Here is an 18131-nt window from a genome sequence, read left to right as displayed (position 1 = left end):
TATCCTGTTCATTGTGCAAACGAGAAAGGAAGTAAAAGCCTCCATGGACGCTGCTTCGCACCCGCCGGTCTCCCCTTCCCGCGCACTGAACGTGGCGGTGGATCGCGCTGCCAAGCTGCTGGACACCCGGCCGGCAGAGGCTTTGGTGCATGCAGAAGAGATACTGACAAGAGCCCCCGGCCTGCCGCCCGCCGAACTGGTCGCTGCCCAGGCTTTGCGGCGCTTGGGCCAGTCAGATGCCGCTCTCTCGCGGCTTGCAGCGCTTGCCCGTCGCCAGCCGAACGTGGCCGCCCTGTTATGGGAACTCGCACAGGCAGCAAGCGAAACGGGCGATAGTGCGCAGGCTATCGCCGCGCTGGAACGCCTGGTCCGCCAACAAGCCGGTGTGGCGAGCGGCTGGTTCCTGCTGGCGCGCGAATTGCGGAAAGTCGGCCGTGACGACCAGGCATGGCGCGCAGACCTGTCGGGCATCCATGCCTCGTCGCGCGATCGCGATCTGCTTGAAGCAGCGGTGGCAATGAATGAGGGGCGCCTGAACGATGCCACAGCGATTCTGGATGCGCGGCTTGCCCGGTTGCCGGACGATCCCGCCGCTGCGCGGTTGCTGGGCGAAATTCACTGGCGTCGCGGGGATATGAGCGCGGCCCTGATATTGGTCGAACGGGCCGTGGCGACCGCGCCGGGGTTCGATCTGGCGCGCGATTTCCTGATCCGGCTGCTGCTCCAGAACAACCGCCTGACCGATGCGCTCGCCCATGCGGATGTTCTGGCGCAATCCCCGCTCGACAATCCGGGCTATGCGCTGCTGCGTGCTTCGGTGCTTGTGCGGCTGGGTGATCAGGCGCAGGCGGCAGCCATTTATCAAAGGCTGCTAGCGCAAAAGCCGGATCAGCCGCAGCTCTGGCAGAATCTGGGCCATGCGCTCAAGACGGTGGGGCGGCAGGCGGACGCAATTCATGCCTATCGCCAGGCGGTGCGCTATCTGCCGACCATGGGCGAAGCCTGGTGGAGCCTTGCCAATCTCAAGACCGTCAAGCTCGACGCAGCGGATATTGCCGTAATGGAACAGGCGCTGTCGATGCTGGCGCCGGAGGCGGCGGCACGGAGCGAGGACATCTTCCACCTCCATTTCTCACTCGGCAAGGCGCTGGAGGATGCGCACGATTATGCCGCTTCCTTTGGTCATTATGATCGCGGCAACAGCCTGCGCCGCTCGCTACTATCCTATGATGCCGATGAATTTGCCGCGGAAGTCAAGGCAACGGAAGCCTGCTTTACTGCCGCCTTCCTCACGCGAATGGGAACGGGCGGCGCCGCTGCGCCCGATCCCGTCTTTGTGGTCGGCCTTCCCCGGTCCGGCTCCACGCTGGTCGAACAGATACTCTCCAGCCACAGTCAGGTTGAGGGGACGATGGAACTGCCGGAGATGATGATCATCGCCAGCCGTCTGCAATCGCGCATCGACGAAGGCGAATTCCCCGATTTCGCCACGATGATCATGTCGCTGACCCCAGCCGACCGGCAACGGCTGGGCGAAGAATATATCGATCGCACCCGCGTTCACCGCCAGAGCGACAAGCCCCGTTTCATCGACAAAATGCCCAATAATTGGCAGCATGTTGGCCTGATCCGGCTGATCCTGCCGAACGCCAAGATCATTGACGCGCGTCGCCATCCGATGGGCTGCTGCTTTTCGGGATGGAAACAGCATTTCGCCCGCGGTCAGGCCTTTACTTACGATTTGAGCGAGATCGGTCGCTATTATCGCGATTATGTGGCGCTGATGAGCGCGTTCGATGCGGCTGCGCCCGGCCATGTCCACCGTGTGCATTATGAACATATGGTCGCCGACACGCCCGGCGAAGTCGCGCGGCTGCTCGACTATCTCGGCCTGCCGTTCGAGGAGGCATGCCTTGCCTTCTGGCGGACGGAGCGGGCAGTTCGCACCGCGAGTTCGGAACAGGTGCGTCAGCCGATCTTCACTGATGGCGTCGATCATTGGCGGCATTTCGCGCCCTGGCTCGGTCCTCTGGAAGAGGCGCTGGGACCGGAAATCGCAGCCTATCCGGCCTGACGCTCCCGCCCTATGATCCCACTGACATTGGCGACCGCGAAACTCACCCCATGAAGATTGCGCCGCTGTTCAACGCCGGGAATCGGCCGCGGATGTCCGCTGGCATGGATGACCCCTTCCGTCACAGAATAGATTCCACGCGGGCAATCCCAATCGAGGGTGACGCCCAGTACCCCGTCGAGACTGCCCGGATAGCAGGCCTGTCCGTCAACATCGCGCGCCGCGACAATCTGAATTTCTGCAACCCTGGCCCGCTCCACTACCGCCGCAAAAGCCGCGCTGTGCGCCAGATTGACGGTCCCAAGACTGAGATTGATCAGATCGACCCGCGCCTCGACCGCCAGATCAATCGCGCTGACCAGTGCCCGCGCACTGGCGCGAAGCGCCGCATGAAAGACCCGGATCGGCAGGCATAAGGCATCGGGCGCCTGATCCATGATGGCAGCGGTTACGGCCGTGCCATGGCCCAGGTCGTCCAGCGTATCGCCTTGGGTAAAGCTGCCATCGCGCGCCACGGAAAATCCCGGCAATAGACGCGCGGCATCAATATGCGGATGGTCGGGATGCACCCCGCTGTCGATGATCGCGATCCGTACCGGATCAGGCATGAACCGGCTCGCCGCGCCGCTCTACCCTGGCGCGCCCGTCCGTCAGCGTCACGATCATGTCGGCCAGCTGCGCCATGGCAGGCTTGTGCGTGATGATGATGATGGTCGCATCGGGCAACGCCCCGCGCAGCCGACCAGCTATCAATTGCTCCGTTTCCCCGTCCAGCGCCGATGTCGGCTCGTCGAGTATCAGGATGCTGGGCGAGCGCAGCAATGCCCGCGCGAGAACGATCCGTTGCCGCTCCCCCGCCGACAATGCCATGCCACGCTCCCCCGCCCGCGTGTCGTACCCCAGCGGCAGCCGCGCGATAAAATCGTCCAGCCCCGCCGCATGGGCCGCAGCTTCTATCTGGGCCTGTCGCACATCCGGAAGCGCAAAGCCGATATTCGCCGCGATCGTATCGTTGAACAGATAGGGCGACTGGTCGACCAGAATGATCTCCCGCCGCACATCGTCAAGCACATAGTCGCGCAGGTTACGGTCATTGACCATCACGCGCCCGGCATCGGGATCAAGATAGCGCACCATCAGGTCCGCCATGGTCGATTTGCCCACCCCGCTCGGTCCAAGAATCGCGCACAGGCTGCCCGCTGCTATCGTCAGGTCTATTTCGCGCAGCACGACATCACGATCATAACGCATCGCCACCCGGTCGAACCGGATCACTTGCGCCCGCTCCAGCGGCACTGGATCGGCGCACTCGACCACATCGGCCCTGGTATCGAACAGTTCGAATATCCGCCCCAGCGACACCCGTGCCGACGCGAGGCCAGACGTCAGCCCCATCAGCGTCTGGATCGGCGATAGCAGCCGCATATGATAGGTCATGAACGCGACCAGCGTACCGATGCTCATGCCATCTTCGATGATGCGCCAGCCGCCATAGAGGATCACCGCCGATGTCGCGGCGGTCATCAGCGTGCCGGGCAACGCGCCAGTCATGTAGGAGGCGACCTGCATCCGCAACATTGCGCCGACAAAGGCATCATTCTTCCGCTGGAAGCGTCCGACTTCATGCTCGCCTGCGCGTAGCGAAGCGACCACCCGCATACCCATGACCGTATCGACCAGCAAGCTACCCAGGTCCGCGCCCTTTTCCCGCATGTCACGGGTCAGCGCGGTCAACCGCCGCTGATAATATGCGAATGTCGCGAGACTTGCCGGGACCAGCACGACGCTTACCAGGAACAACCGCCAGTCGAGCCACAGCATCATGGCAACGCAGCCGACGAAGAAGAGCAGGTTGCTGACGACCGATAGCATAGTGTCGGACGCGATCCGCTGCACATCGCTTACGTCGCTGTTCATCCGCGATACGAGGTCGCCCAGCCGGAAGCTGCCGTAAAAGCGTGGCGAAAGCGTCTGGAGATGGCGCAGTAGGGCTGCGCGAATATCATAGAGCATCGCCGCCGACAGGGCGACATAGCGATAGCTGGCGAGGATATTGACCGCGAACCCGGCAACGGTCACGCCAATCATGATCGCGGCGATCCGCACCAGTGCGCCCATATCACGTCGCAAAAGCGCCTGGTCGATCATCAGTTTGGACAGATAGGGCTGCGCCAGCCCCAGCGCGGTCGACACAAGGCTGATCGCCAAAACGACCATCAGCGCGCCGCGATAGGGCCGCAGGAAGGGGCTTAGTCGCTTGTAAGCGCTCCAGTCGGCAACCGGCGTGGGCGTTGTGCCACTCATGCCGCCTGCCGCCGGGGCACCAGCCGGAACCCGTCCAGCACGAAGGCTGGCTCCGGCATCTTTGCCAGCAGGCCGGTGCACCAGCGATGCCCGTCCATCAATGCATCATGCTGCGCCCGCCACCAGTCACCCGTCCCGCCGCTGGCATAGAATTGCGCGCAGAGCGCCAGATGCCGCCGCATCGCCGCAATCAGCATTGACTGATAATGGGTCAGCAATGCCGCGCGATCGCCGCCCTCTGCAATGCCGATCAGCACGGCGGAGGCCAGTATCGCCTCCCGCACAGATTGCGCGGTGCCATCGCCACAGAGTGGATCGAAGCCCAATGCTGCGGTTCCGCAGGCCAGCCAGTCGTCGCCGCACAGGGGCAGATGCAGGCGCGGTGCTGCGAGAAAGGGCATGGAGGCCGCCCCGACGGCGTCGACCACTGGCGCAATCAATCCGCTCTGCGCCAGCAGGTCGTCCAGAGGCCCGCCTACCCCCAGCAACCAGCCTTCCCCCGTTCCGGCGGGCACCAGAAACAGCCAGCCATCCGGTACCGCCTCTACCCTGCCCTCCTGCGCGCAAGCCGGGTCACGCAAGCGTATCTTCGCGGCGACGGCGTTGCGATCACCAAAGATACGCATCTTGCCCGATGGCTGCGGCAGCGCGGCGTGAATGGAGAAATCGACCGGCACGGGGCCGGCGGCAGGTTTGTCGCTGGCCAACGCCGCCTGCACCGCTTCTTCCGACACCAGAGCCGCGCTGTGGGGGACCGCCACCGGCGCACCGCCCCAAGCGATCACTCGACGCTTGATCCTAGGGCTATCGGCAAAGAGGCCGGGCCGCCCGAACACGTCGCGCAGTAGCGCCAGAGCGGGATCGCTCAACAGGATCGTCGGCACCGGCGTGCGATGAGCGGCTTCGCTTGCGACCCGAAGGCCCGCTCCATGCAATAGATGTGCGCATGTCGTCGCCGCAATCCCGCTGCCCCGGATGCCGACGATCAAGCGCCTTTGGCTCATTCCACTGCGACCATGCCTGCGCCAGTGGTGTCATAGCCCAGATCCAGCGTCACCTCATGCTTGAGCGTTCGGGCGTCATAGACTTCCAGATCATAGCTCGCGCCGTAAATATATAGTTTCGCGCCATCGATGGACATGCCCAGGCGGAAACGCGACCGGCATGGGAACTCTGCCTTGTCGACCACGGCATTGCTGGCCATGTCCATATGCCAGAATTCGCAGCGCTTATTGCCATATTTGCCGTTGGTGACGACGGTGTAGGCCTGCTTGCCGTCGGGCGTAACCTGTAGTCCGGCCATCGCGTCTGGGGCAGGGCCGATCGGGGTAAAATCAAACTGCCGGGTCGACAAATCGAAGCGCGCCAGGCCGAACATCTTGTTATGGACATAGGTGTCGGCGGCATTGAACAGCGCCACATATTGCCCCGGTGTACGGATGGCGTCCAACGTGCCGCCAAAGCCGACATTTTCCATGCCGGCGCCTTCCGGCTTGGCCAGGTCGATCCGGTCCGTCACCTTGAGCGTCGTCAGGTCGATGATCGCGACCTTTTCCCCGAAGGCGTAGAGCGTTTTGCCGTCTGGCGACACTTTATACCCCGCGCGCCAGCTGCCAGAACGTTCATCCTCCTTGTCGAGCTCGGCCGTGCGGACAACCTTTTGCTGTTTCAGGTCGATGACGCCATACATGGGCTTGCTGACGGTATAGCGGTCTATGCCCTTATCGAATTTGGAGAGGACGGTGTAGAAATAGCGACCCGTAGGATCGGGCACTCCGCCCCAGAAACGATAGCGGGTGGTGCCGTCATTCAGGCTGAATTTGTTGATCACCTTGCGCGTCGCGGTGTCGATCACCTCGATCCCGCCGGTGGTGATGGTTGTTACATAGATGCGCTTGCCATCGTCGGACAATTGCATCGACGTGGGCAGGCCGGTGTCCAGCTTGATCGTGCCGGTGACGGCCCCCTTGCTTTCTTCAAACACCAGCAGGCGGTCGGGATAGGAGCCCATGAACAGCGTAGCTGCGTGCATGGGCGCAGCGCCCAGCATCGCCAGGCCAGGGCCCAGCATCAGACGAAATTTATGCATGGCGGCCCTCATGGGAAAACGAGATCGAGATTGCGCCAATCCTTGGTCGCGGTAGCGCAGTTACTGGCCCAGTCGGGCGAGTAGTTGACATGATCGGGCACCTGAACCGGCCAGAAACAGGTGACGTAGCAATCATAAATATCGCGCTCGACCGGCTGGCACAGCCCCGCCGTCCCGCCACTGGCATCGACTTCCCAGCCGGGAGAGAAGGAGAGCGAACAACCCATCGGCACATGCGGACGCGGCGTCTGCTGAAGGGCGACGACATCCTCCTCCATGTCCGCATCAGGGGAAGCGGCTGCCTCCATCTGCGTCACGGCCTCGTCGATCCGCTGCGCCTTTTTATTGATGGCGCGAAGATGCTTCATGACAACCCCTTTCTCTCGGCGAAGCGTTCCAGGAAGCCCGGATTACGCACCGACAACACGCCGTAGATACGCAGGCAGGTGTCGGTCCACTGGCGTATCCAGTCGCAATAATGGAGGTTGGCGTGGCCGGTATCGCCATAGCGGACAAATGCTTCATGATGGCATCCGCCCGCACATAGCGGGCGCGCCCAGCAACTCTGGCAGTCATATTTCGCCTGGACATGCCCCTTGGCCAGGAAATCTCCCTGCTTGACGCGGTCGATGCCGATGGAGACATGCCCCATGCTATGCGTGTCAGCGTCCGTGAAGCGATGGCAGGGCGACAGGTCGCCCGACGGACTGACCCCCATCAGGCCCAGCCCCGCGCCGCAGGGGTGCGATTTGTTGACGCCTGAAATCAGCTCGCTGATCGTTTCGCTAACATTGGTGAAGCCGTGCGACTCCCCGCGCAGGGCATATTCCAGCCACTCGTCCGCTAGGCTGTTGAACTGCGCCAGCACGCTATCCATGCCGTTGCCGTCCAGAGAATAGGCGCGCGTCTCCCCCGTCGTCACCGGCGCGAAGCCGACCTCGTGGAAGCCCAGATCATCCTTCAGATGGCGGAAGATGCGGACGACATCGGTCACACCTTCGGTCAGCGTCACCCGCGCGGTGATGGCCCGCGTCTTGTGATGCGCGATCAGCGTGCGCAGGCGCGGCTCGATCGCCGCATAGCTGCCCTTGCCATTCTTGAAGACGCGATGCTTGTCCTGCAATTCCGGCGGGCCGTCCATCGATACGGTCACGCCGATGCGATTGTCCGACAGGAAGGTGACAATCTCCGGCGTCAGCAGCGTTGCGTTGGTCGTGAGGCTGTAGGTGATGTCCTTGCCGGCTGCGTTCGTAGCTTCATTAGCGTAGGCCACAACATCGCGTAACAGTTTGAAATTCATCAAGGTCTCACCACCAAAAAAGGTGATGTGTACCGACTTGCGGCCGATCGCCTCCGCGATCAGCAGATCGACCGACGCCATCGCCGTTTCAAGCGTCATATATTTGGGTTTGCCCGCTGGCGTCGCGATCTTGTCCGCGCCGAATTCGTAGCAATAAGTGCAGGCCAGATTGCACTGATTGGTGACGTTCAGCACCAGCGCCTGCAACGGAAAGTCCGCCGGAGGAGCTTGTGGCGCCTCTGCAACCGGCATGGCGTGGCCCAGATGGATGAGCCGCGCCTGCCGCAATTCGCGCACCAGCCCATCGGCTTCTTCCGCCGTGCTGCCTTCGGCTACCAATTCGCGCACGAGCGCTGCGTGAGTAAGTTCCTGTCCATCAAGACGGTCCAGAACCACACGGACATGGGTGTCGATTTCGAAGATGGCGCCCGCGCTTACCAGATAGACGAACTCGCTGCCGCCTGCGGCAAAGCCGTGATATTCCGCCCGGCGATAGGTGGGTGCCTGCATCACGGTCATTGCGACACCTCCGGTTGATCCCATTTCTGATAGGCAGGCACGGCGACGACCATGTAGGACCGGGCGGTCAGCGGCTTGCCGAACTTGTCCTTTTCGGCCTTGGCCGTGGCGACGACCCAAATATCGCCATAATTATTGCGACCAAAGCGGCGGGCGGGGTTCGGCCCCTCGCTATTGGGGGTGAAGAGCGCCGCGGGACTGAGCGTGCCGACATATTTGGCGTCATCATCATAATAGACCGCCAGATATTCCTGGGTCGACCAGGTGACGTCGACCGGCCCTACCGCAATGTCATCCGCCGTCCCCTGCTTGCCGTCGATGCCATTTTCGAAGCCTATCGCCTCGAACTGGGCGTAGCCTTTAGGGAATTTGATCCCGCCCAATCGCGACAGGGCGGTTTCCGGTGTCACCTTGATATAATCAATCTTGCTGTAGACCGGGAAAGCCTGTTCCAGCACCGCGCCACCGACCGCGACATTGCGCTGTCCCGACGCCGCCCCGGCGGCAACGTCGGCCATCACCACCAGTTCCTGCGGACTGGCCGACAGTATTCTGGTCGCGGTCACGCCCATGCCCAGATCAATGTAGGCGGGCGTAAGCGAAGCGGGCAGATTGTGGCCGACGATGCGGAACTGCGCGCCCCTGGTCCCGGCCTTCACCGAACCGGGGATGACGGCCAGCACCGCTGGCGCAGCCGTTGCGCGGGTCAATTTCACGTCCAGCCCGAATTCCTGATAATCGCCCCAATACCAGCGCCCCACCGCACTTTGCTGGTCCGGCGCGAACCACATTGTTTCGCGCGCGGCGCTACCCAGATCATCGGGCCTGCCAGCGACGGCCGCGCCTTTTGACGATCCGCGCCAACTATAACCGGCGTAAACGATGCCTGCCCCGCTGCGGTTCACCGACGCTCCATTGTTGAGCGAGCGCAGCACACTGCTGGTCAGGAATTCGTCCGCTGCCTTGCCGGGCTTGATACTGAAGCTGCCCACGAAACGCCCCTGCCCCGGCGCCGATGCCACGACCAGCCATTCGCCCACCAGACGCGGCACGCTCTGGCGCGATTGCCATGCGGCCCATTCGGGCGTGTGCAGCGGCGCGGCCTTCGCCAAATAGCCAAGCGCATATTCGCCGCGCAGCATCTTGTCCTTGGGATCGCGGCCCGCCGGTTGCTCGCTATCCTCGGCCGGGCGTCGATATTGAGCGTCCGCCTGCGAATACATGGCGACATGCAGATCCTGTAACTGCTTCCATTCCAGCTTCGACCGCCGCCAAGACAGGGGCTGGGCAAAGCTATGGCAGGCAGCGCACGCCCCGCGCATGGTTTCGTTCGGGATATTGGTCTCGTCGATCATCCGCTTTTCGGCCAGATACATGACCGGCAGCGCCTCTTGCGGGGCCAGGCCATGCGACGAGGAAAGGGATTTGACGATAGCGCGCGATTCTTCGGGCGTGATCGCCAGGCCATTCAACCGGACCATACGCTTGATCGCCTGCGACCAACCTTCAGGCGTGGTGCGGACCCAGCTGATCCGCGACAAATTCCCCTTGGCATCGGGCGCGTGGCAGGTGCCGCATTTTTCCTTGACCAGCGCGTCTGCGACCGGGATCCCCGGATCGCTTTCTTTCATAAGCGCGCCATCCGGCCCGCCATCGGCCTGCGCGAACAGGATTGACGTAGAAAACAGCGCCAGCAACCCGAATTTCGAGACCGTTACCCGCTTCACCCCGTTTCCCCCACAAGCACCATAAGATGCGCGAAACCCAAGCTCAGGCAGACGCACATCGTGCGCTATCGTTTCGGAAACGTATGGCGTTGTGTAAATCCGCCATAGGAAACTGGACAGCTATCAAGATTTTTTCAAACGGGCTGATCGGCCTCTTCCGACCCCCAATCGCAACACTTGCGCGAAGGGGTGCCACGCCGATCCCGGCATGAAAGCATCCTGAAATGGCCGCCCGGAATCAGCCGCGCCAAAACCCATCGCGCTACCCGACCGGGTTGTTTTCAGACCAGCATCTCGGCCGTCACCGGAAGTGATCTGATGCGTTTGCCGGTCGCGGCGTGGATGGCATTGATCAGCGCGGGAATGACTGGAGGCAGCGCGGGTTCGCCCAGGCCCGTGGGAGGGTAATCGGTCTTGACGAATTCGACATGGATGGTTGGCGTGTCGGGAATGCGTTGAAGCGGGTGGGTATCGAAATTGGCCTGCTCGATCGCTCCGGCGACCTGGGTGATGGCCTGCCCGGCGAGCGCCTGCCCCAGCCCTTCGATCACCGACCCCTGCACCTGATGCAGCGCATTGATGGGGTTGATGATATGGCCGCCGACATCGCCTGCAACCCAGACCGTCCTGACCTTCGGCACGCCATCGGCAACGGCTACCTCCACCACTTCGGCGAAATAGCCGGCATGGCTGTAATAAAAGGCAAAGCCCTTGCCCTGCCCCTTGGGCAACGCTGTGCGGTTCGCCCAGTCGCCCATGGCCAGCGCTTTTTCGATCACGCCCCTGGCGCGCGCGGTGACGAAGGGCGGGCGATTGGCTCCCTGACTGACCTGCGCAGTCTTGGACAGGAGTTCGAGCATCAGCGTAGGCAGATCCTTGCCCGCCGCCGCCGCGATCTCATCCATGAAAGCCTGATAGACGAAGGCCAGCGCATTGGAGCCGGGGGCGCGCAGCCAGCCGGTCGGCATGTTGGTGGACAGGAAACTTTGCTCGAACAGCACATGGTCGATCAGACCCGCAGGCAACTCACCGGGTGACAGTTCGGCCGACCGCACGGGCTTGCCGTCCTTGCCAAAGGTGATGAAATGATCGTGGAAGGCAGTCAGCGCCCCATCCTTGTTGAGCGCGGCACGGAAGCCGTGCCAGCCTGCCGGGCGATAGAAATCGCGGCCCATGTCGTCAGCGCGGGTGAAGAGCAGTTTGACTGGTACGCCCGGCACTTGCGCGGCGATGCGCGCCGCCTGCACCATATAGTCGTTCATCAGCCGCCGCCCGAAACCGCCGCCGATGCGGGAGAAATTGATGCGGATCTTCTCCGGCGGCAGGCCCAGCGCCTGTGCGACCAGTCCGCGCCCGCTCTCCGGATTCTGGGTCGGCGCCCAGATTTCGATGGCGCCATCCTTGAACAGGGCCGTGCAATTTTGCGGTTCCAGCGTGGCATGGGCGAGAAAGGGGTAGCTATAGTCTGCGGTCACGACCTTGTCCGCCGACGCGAAGGCGCCATCGACATCGCCAGTGCGGACGATATTGCCGTCCGCCTTGCCCTTCGCACGGGTCGCGGCCTGCGCGGCATAGCCCTGGGTCGAAAAGCCGGTGACCGCGCTGTCGTCCCACTCGACTTTCAGCGTCTCGCGCGCCTGATTGGCGGTCCACCAGCTTTTGGCGAGGATCGCGACACCATCATAGCCGGATTCAGGGGTGCCATCGCCCTTGATCGTCAGCACATGGGCAATGCCGGGCAGCGCGCGCACGGCGTCCAGATTGGCCGATTTGAACGTGCCGCCAAATGCCGGGCAGGTTTCCAGCACAGCATGGAGCATGCCCGGCAGCTTGACATCGATGCCGAACAGCGGCCTGCCCGCGACGATGGCAGGCGTGTCGACACCGCCGACCGACTGCCCGATGATATGGAAATTTGCCGGGTCTTTCAGTTTGAGCGTCGCGGGATCGGGGGCTGGCAGCTTCGCCGCTGCGCCTGCCAGTGTGGCGTACGGGATCGACTTGCCGGTTTTGGGGTCGGTCACCTTGCCGCTGCCGGTCGTCAGCATCTCTGCCGCAACGCCCCATTGCGCTGCTGCAGCGGCGACCAGCATCGCGCGCGCCGCCGCTCCAGCCTGCCGCATGGGCAGCCATTCACGCGGGGTCGTCCGGCTGCCGCCTGCGCTCTGCCCGCCGAAAATCTTGGCGTCGGCATGGGTTTGTTCGATGCTGACCTGCGCCCAGTCGACGTCCAGTTCCTCCGCGATGAGCATCGGCAGCATCGTCTTGGCGCCTTGGCCGATTTCAGCATTTTTCGCGCCGATGATGACGCGATTGTCCGGCAGGATGCGGATGAAGGCGTTGATGATGACCGGCGTGCCGTCCGCCGCCTTCGCGATCGGCACGGCAAGATCGAACAGCAATCCGCCGCCCGCGATCAGTGACGCGGAAATGAACCCGCGGCGGGAGAGTGTCGCGCGGCTCATGCCGCGGCCGCCTTGATCGCGGCGCGGATGCGGACATAGGTGGAGCAGCGGCACAGATTGCCGATCATCGCGGCGTCAATATCCTCGTCGGTGGGCTTGGGCGTCTGGCTGAGCAGCGCGGTTGCGCTCATAATCTGCCCGGCCTGGCAATAGCCGCATTGAGGGACGTCCTGGGCGATCCAGCTGGCGGCAATGCGCTTGCCAACGTCAGTGGCTGCCGCACCCTCGATCGTGGTGACCGCTGCGCCCTTCACATCGCCCAGCAGGGTCTGGCACGACCGCACCGCCTGTCCGTCGACATGAACAGTACAAGCGCCGCAAAGCCCGGCGCCGCAGCCGAATTTGGTGCCGACCAGGTCAAGATCCTCGCGCAACACCCATAGCAACGGCTTGGCCGGATCACCCTCCACCTGCCGCTTCTTGCCATTTACCGTCAGACTGATCGCCATGCCGCCCACCTTTGACTGTGTCGCGCGCATTAGATGCTGATCTGCAGCGATCTGTCCAGTCGGTTCAGCGCTGGGGCGGTGCGCCCTGCGCTTCGTCGATCATCCGTTGGACGGGCATGAACCGCGCAACCGGCACAACCTATTTTCGCCTGGCCGCCGCCGCTGCAAGACGGTCAAGCGCGCGGCGTTCTGCCGGGCTGGCGCTATTATAGGCTTCCTCCGCAACCAGGGCACGCCAGCGATCCAGGCGGGTGGGCGTGAATACGCCATTTGCGATCGCCATTTGGACCGCGCAACCCGGTTCGCTGTTGTGGGCGCAGTCCGAAAAGCGGCACTGCTCGGCGGCCTCGACAATGTCGGCGAACACAGCGGCAAGGCCCGACGCCACATCGGTAAGCTGCAATTCGCGCATCCCCGGCGTGTCGAGCAGCCAGCCGCCATGGTCCAGCCGATGCATTTCCCGCACTGTCGTGGTGTGCCGTCCGGTGTCGTCGGCTGTGCGGATGGCCTGGGTCGCGATAGTATCAGAGCCGCGCAATGTGTTGACCAGCGTGGATTTGCCGACGCCGGACGATCCGACAAGCGCGACCGTTTGACCCATGCCACACCAGCGCGACAGGCGGGCGGCGCTGGCGGGGTCTTTGCCATTGATGCTTTCCACCTCCAATCCCGGCTGCAAATCGCGCGCCGCCGCTGCGAAAGCCTCTGGCTTGTCGGTCAGATCGGTCTTGGTCAGGACGATTACGGGATGAACCCCTACGTCGCGCGCCAGGATCAGATAACGCTCCAGCCGGGGAATGCTGAAATCCTGATTGCAGGAGGCGACGATGAACAGCGTATCGACATTGGCAGCGATCAACTGCGTTTTCTGGTCACCACCCGGCGCGCGCCGTTTGAACAGGTTGGCGCGCTGCAAGATATGCGTGATCTGGCAAGTGGCGCTGTCGACAAGCACCCAGTCGCCGACAGTGGGATGATCCTCCGCCGCCAAGCCGTCGCCAAAGCCGGGCTGAATGTCTAGAGCCCCACCCTCGCCAGCGACCACGATCTTACCGCGATGCACGGCCATAACGCGAAACGGCCTGGACCCGCTATCGCCCAATTCTGACATTTGCGCGCTGAAAAACGGGCGCCAGCCAAGTTCGTCCAGGGTCTTATCAACGGAGTCCATAATTGCTGCATGCCGCTCAAATGGCGGTTTGTATAGGGACGCCTTGCCGCTGTTACAGAGTGACGCCGCGTTTCCAGATACCGATCGAACGCTCATCATTACGTTCGTTGCACGCCGGTTCGCCGCTGGCGACCGCGATGATACGATCCAGCAACGCGCTAGCCGCTGCGTCCATGCCATTGGTCAGGACCATACCTGCGTCAAAGTCGATCCAGCCTGGTTTGGCCGCCGCAAGGGCAGAGTTGGAGGCGATCTTCATCGTTGGCACTGGGCTGCCGAGCGGCGTGCCGCGGCCAGTGGAAAATAGCGTCAGTGTCACCCCCGCCGCTGCCAATGCTGTCGTCGATACAGCATCGTTGCCCGGTGCCTCCAATATAGTCAGGCCTGTCCGGGTCGCGATATGGCCATAATCAATGACATCGACGACGTTCGAGAGCCCACCCTTCTGCACCGCGCCGAGCGATTTTTCCTCCAGCGTGGTGATGCCGCCTGCAATATTGCCTGGACTGGGATTTTCCGACACCGGTTCACCATGGTCCAGGAAATAGCGTTTGAACCGGTTGACCACCCGGGTCAGCCGATGGAACACAGCCTCATTTTCCGCGCGCACGAGCAGCAATTGTTCGGCCCCGAACATCTCGGGAATTTCGGTCAGGACCGCGGTGCCGCCTGCCTGCGTGACCGCATCGGCCATCCGGCCGATCAGGGGGTTAGCGGTCAGGCCGCTCATGGCGTCGGAACCGCCGCATTTGACCCCCAGCCGCAGCGCCGACAATGGTACGGGCTTGCGCACATCCTGCGCCATCCGTTCAGCCAGCGCCTCCAGTGCCGCCTTGCCCGCGGCAAATTCATCCTGCTCGCTTTGCGCCCTTACCGTGCGTATCCGTGCGCGCATTTCCCGCGGAATCCGGGTCAATATCAGGTCGAGTTGATTGGATTCGCAACCGAGCCCTAAAATCAGCACTCCGCCAGCATTGGGATTTTGTGCCAGTGCGGCCAGGATCGCGCTCGTGCCTTCCAGATCATGCCCCAATTGCGAACAGCCAAAAGGATGGTTGAATGCATGAACGCCATCGACATGATCGCTAACCAGCCCATCACCCCAGCGCGCCAGTCGTTCGCCCAGGCGTCCGACACAGCCCACCGAGGGTAAAATCCATATTTCGTTGCGGATGCCGACACTGCCGTCCTGCCGCACATAGCCCATGAAACCGGGCTGCGTATCAACCGGCCTTTCGACCGTCTCAACAGGCTTGGCCACATAATGATAGGCCAGTTCGCCGCGCAGCGCGGTTTTCACATTGTGGCTATGCACATGTTGGCCAACGCCGATATCCCGTGTCGCCACCCCGATCGGGGCACGATAGCGGCGGACGGCGCTTCCGGCAGTTATGTCATGGACCGCAAATTTGTGGCCCGGTGCAATCGCGTCGACAAGGGTGACTTGGCAGTCAGCCAAGACGACCACCTGCCCTGGCACGAGCGGCGTCAACGCAACGGCTACATCATCGTCCGAGGCGACTTGCAGCGCCATGATTTCTGGGTCGGGCATGGGTTGTGCCTAAATCGTTGCCAGCGCTAGCACAAGTGCAATTGACGGTGAGTATCATGCCGGGACACTATTCGCTGATACGCAGTAAAGCTGCTTCTGCGGCGCGGCGCAGATGGTCGGCCCAGATGCGTTGTCCTTCGCTGTGGCCAATCAAATCCTGCCGCACTTCTATTTCCGCATAGGAAAGGTCGCGGGCAAACGCATGGAATGGCACGGTAAAGTCGGTCGCGTCCATGGCATAGGGGACATTGTCTCCCACCGCCAGGACGCCGTCATCCCGTAACGTAGCCAGCATGGCATGGGCAAAATCGGTGCGGCCACGCCAATGCAGCACACCCACATCCCATGGTCGGGCGATCCCGTCCATGACCGGCGTGAAGCTGTGCAGCGACAGCAGGATGGTGTCGCGCCCGGACGCGCATCGCGCCGCAATCATGTCGCTGATCGCCCGATGATAGGGTGCGTGGATCGCCGCCACCCGCGCGGCGCGGGCCGTCGCGTCCAGCGCTTCATTGCCATTGATACGGCTCCCGTCGGAAACTGCCGGGATCGCATCGTCGCGCACGGGATCGCGATTGCAATCGATGACGAGGCGCGAATAAGTCTGGTACAGAAAGGCCGCATCGAGCCGTTCGGCCAGTCTATGCCCCAGTTCATGAACGCCAATATCGATGGCAATGTGACGCCGCCGGTCGGCAGCGCTCAGGCCAAGGTCGCCCAATGCAGCCGGAATGGCCGCTCCTGCATGATCACCTATCAGCAGGAACGGGGAAGCGCCTGCTGCGTTGAATAGCCCGAACGGTGCCGGATCGTTCAGACCCAACAATGCACCCGTCCCGTCTCCGGCCATCAGGATATTTCCCCATGCCCAAGCCGACGACCCTTTTTGTTATCCGTCATAGCGGTCGGCACCGGGGTTTCCTGCATAGTCATACCACCCTGATGCGCTTGCCGGAGCCATTTGGCCAGCGCCCCGGTCTGCACTGATCCCCGGCCCGCGTCGCCCTGCCCCAAACAATGCCATTAACGGCCGCTCCGTCGGCACCTCAGGAAAGTCCCGTCCATGCTGATCCGTTGCGGATATGACATCAGATTTGAAACACAGAATAAGACAGCGATCATGGCGCTGCTCAGCCTGCATCCTTCCCGGCATCTCGACCTGCGCACGCCCCAGCGGTTGCTGGCCGACCCGGATGTACCGCTCTATCATTTTGAAGACGGGTTTGGAAATGTCGCCACGCGCCTCACCATTCCCGCGGGCGGCGTCACCCTGTCATGCGATTTCGTGATCGAGGATAGCGGTTTGGTGGACGTTCCCGCCCCCGACGGTCCGCACACGCCGGTCGAAGAATTGCCCGATGCCGTGATGCCCTTCCTGCTGGGCAGTCGCTATTGCGAGACGGACCGGTTGATGGCGTTCGCCTGGGGCAATTTCGCGCATTATACGACGGCCAAGGCACGGGTCGATGCGATCGTCGATTTCGTCCACAACCATATAGAATTTGGCTATCATCATGCCCGCTCGGACATGACCGCGTGGCACGCCTTTCAGGAACAGCGGGGCGTGTGCCGGGATTTTGCGCATCTGGCCGTTACCCTGTGCCGCTGCATGAATATCCCCGCGCGTTACTGCACCGGTTATCTGGGCGACATAGGCGTCCCGCCAGTCGACGCACCTATGGACTTCAGCGCCTGGTTCGACGTCTATATCGACGGCAACTGGTACACACGCGACGCCCGCCACAACCAGCCACGCATAGGCCGCATCCTGATGGCGCGCGGACGCGACGCTACCGATGTGGCGCTCACTACGGCATTCGGCCCGACCAATCTCGTCCGGTTCGACGTCCATACTGACGAGGTGCAATCGGCCGGCGAAAAATCATACTGATAGAGGTTAAGCCGGGCATAATCGATGCGACTTTCCGGAGGGATCGTCGTTGATGGACCAAGCAGTCGCCCGACGCCGGGGTGACTGCCACCCCCACAGGAGGAAATCCCCATGTCCGACAACAGCCACGATATTTCGACCCTCAACAGCCTGATCGCGACGACGATCGACAGCGCCGATGGCTATACCGAAGCCGCCAAGGACAGCGAGAACAGCCGCTTCACTGCCCTGTTCACCAGCCGTGCTGGCGAACGGCGCGCCATTGCCACTCGCTTGCAGCAGCAGGTCGCAGCGCTCGGCGGCAACCCGGAAGATGACGGCACTCTGCTGGCAGGCGCCCATCGCATGTTCCTTAACCTCAAGTCGGTCGTGACGGGCAATGATGACAAGGCGATCATCAACGAAGTCGAAGCTGGCGAAGATCATATCAAAGCCAAGTTCGAGGATGCGCTGGAAGACAGAAAGCTGAGCCCAGCCGTACGCGACCTGGTCGAAACCAGCTATATGTCGGTCAAGGCCGGCCATGATGAGATGCGCGACATCAAACATTCGATGCAGCATTGATGCTGGGGCGGCGGGGGCAACCTCGC

General features: G+C 62.4%; 15 protein-coding genes. 3 read left to right on the top strand and 12 right to left on the bottom strand.

Annotation, left to right across the window (positions count from 1 at the left end; genetic code table 11):
- Nucleotides 1–43 precede the first annotated feature (43 nt).
- Nucleotides 44–2074, top strand: coding sequence for a tetratricopeptide repeat-containing sulfotransferase family protein (locus SX1_RS06320; RefSeq protein WP_019052329.1), 2031 nt, complete (start codon nt 44–46; stop codon nt 2072–2074).
- Here the strand turns inward: SX1_RS06320 and qhpE are convergent.
- The 12 genes from qhpE to SX1_RS06260 all read right to left on the bottom strand — a co-directional run bounded on the left by qhpE (nt 2062) and on the right by SX1_RS06260 (nt 16500).
- The gene (gene qhpE, locus SX1_RS06315; protein ID WP_017181224.1) at nt 2062–2682 is read right to left on the bottom strand and encodes a subtilisin-like serine protease QhpE; all 621 of its coding nucleotides are present in this window, start codon (nt 2680–2682) and stop codon (nt 2062–2064) included. The two genes, SX1_RS06320 and qhpE, sit on opposite strands and share 13 nt — an antisense overlap.
- Complete coding sequence (locus tag SX1_RS06310; RefSeq protein WP_019052328.1) at nt 2675–4378, bottom strand: ABC transporter ATP-binding protein; 1704 nt, start codon at nt 4376–4378, stop codon at nt 2675–2677. The genes qhpE and SX1_RS06310 overlap by 8 nt, the downstream gene beginning before the upstream one ends.
- The gene (locus SX1_RS06305) at nt 4375–5382 is read right to left on the bottom strand and encodes a hypothetical protein (RefSeq protein WP_017181226.1); all 1008 of its coding nucleotides are present in this window, start codon (nt 5380–5382) and stop codon (nt 4375–4377) included. The genes SX1_RS06310 and SX1_RS06305 overlap by 4 nt, the downstream gene beginning before the upstream one ends.
- A complete protein-coding gene (locus SX1_RS06300) occupies nt 5379–6467 on the bottom strand; it encodes a YncE family protein (RefSeq protein WP_017181227.1) in 1089 nt (362 codons plus the stop codon). The genes SX1_RS06305 and SX1_RS06300 overlap by 4 nt, the downstream gene beginning before the upstream one ends.
- Before the next feature lie 8 nt (nt 6468–6475).
- Entirely contained in the window at nt 6476–6835 is a 360-nt protein-coding gene (gene qhpC / locus SX1_RS06295) for a quinohemoprotein amine dehydrogenase subunit gamma (RefSeq protein WP_017181228.1), read from the bottom strand.
- Nucleotides 6832–8286, bottom strand: coding sequence for a quinohemoprotein amine dehydrogenase maturation protein (gene peaB, locus SX1_RS06290; protein WP_017181229.1), 1455 nt, complete (start codon nt 8284–8286; stop codon nt 6832–6834). The genes qhpC and peaB overlap by 4 nt, the downstream gene beginning before the upstream one ends.
- On the bottom strand, nt 8283–10013 hold the full coding sequence (gene peaA, locus SX1_RS06285; RefSeq protein ID WP_019052327.1) for a quinohemoprotein amine dehydrogenase subunit alpha: 1731 nt from the start codon (nt 10011–10013) through the stop codon (nt 8283–8285). The genes peaB and peaA overlap by 4 nt, the downstream gene beginning before the upstream one ends.
- 281 nt (nt 10014–10294) lie before the next feature.
- Nucleotides 10295–12478 carry a xanthine dehydrogenase family protein molybdopterin-binding subunit gene (locus tag SX1_RS06280; protein WP_017181231.1) on the bottom strand — a complete coding sequence of 728 codons (2184 nt, stop codon included), beginning with the start codon at nt 12476–12478 and terminating at the stop codon, nt 10295–10297.
- Nucleotides 12475–12927 (bottom strand): (2Fe-2S)-binding protein, encoded by a 453-nt coding sequence (locus SX1_RS06275; RefSeq protein WP_026002074.1) that lies wholly within the window; start codon nt 12925–12927, stop codon nt 12475–12477. Before SX1_RS06275 ends, SX1_RS06280 begins: the two co-directional genes overlap by 4 nt.
- A 139-nt stretch (nt 12928–13066) precedes the next feature.
- The gene (gene rsgA / locus SX1_RS06270) at nt 13067–14098 is read right to left on the bottom strand and encodes a ribosome small subunit-dependent GTPase A (protein ID WP_017181233.1); all 1032 of its coding nucleotides are present in this window, start codon (nt 14096–14098) and stop codon (nt 13067–13069) included.
- A gap of 52 nt (nt 14099–14150) precedes the next feature.
- Complete coding sequence (locus SX1_RS06265; RefSeq protein WP_017181234.1) at nt 14151–15650, bottom strand: UxaA family hydrolase; 1500 nt, start codon at nt 15648–15650, stop codon at nt 14151–14153.
- 67 nt (nt 15651–15717) lie between these two features.
- Nucleotides 15718–16500 (bottom strand): N-formylglutamate amidohydrolase, encoded by a 783-nt coding sequence (locus SX1_RS06260; RefSeq protein ID WP_017181235.1) that lies wholly within the window; start codon nt 16498–16500, stop codon nt 15718–15720.
- Between the two features lie 213 nt (nt 16501–16713).
- On the opposite strand from SX1_RS06260, the gene SX1_RS06255 reads away from it, so the two are divergent.
- Together SX1_RS06255 and SX1_RS06250 are read left to right on the top strand one after the other, a co-directional pair.
- The gene (locus tag SX1_RS06255) at nt 16714–17541 is read left to right on the top strand and encodes a transglutaminase-like domain-containing protein (RefSeq protein ID WP_017181236.1); all 828 of its coding nucleotides are present in this window, start codon (nt 16714–16716) and stop codon (nt 17539–17541) included.
- Between the two features lie 111 nt (nt 17542–17652).
- Complete coding sequence (locus tag SX1_RS06250) at nt 17653–18105, top strand: PA2169 family four-helix-bundle protein (RefSeq protein ID WP_017181237.1); 453 nt, start codon at nt 17653–17655, stop codon at nt 18103–18105.
- Nucleotides 18106–18131: the final 26 nt, after the last annotated feature.

This window comes from Sphingobium xenophagum NBRC 107872, assembly GCF_000367345.1.
Classification (GTDB): Bacteria; Pseudomonadota; Alphaproteobacteria; order Sphingomonadales; family Sphingomonadaceae; genus Sphingobium; species Sphingobium xenophagum.
Note: the sequence above shows the minus strand (reverse complement) of the source record. Positions and strands in the feature narration are given on the sequence as shown.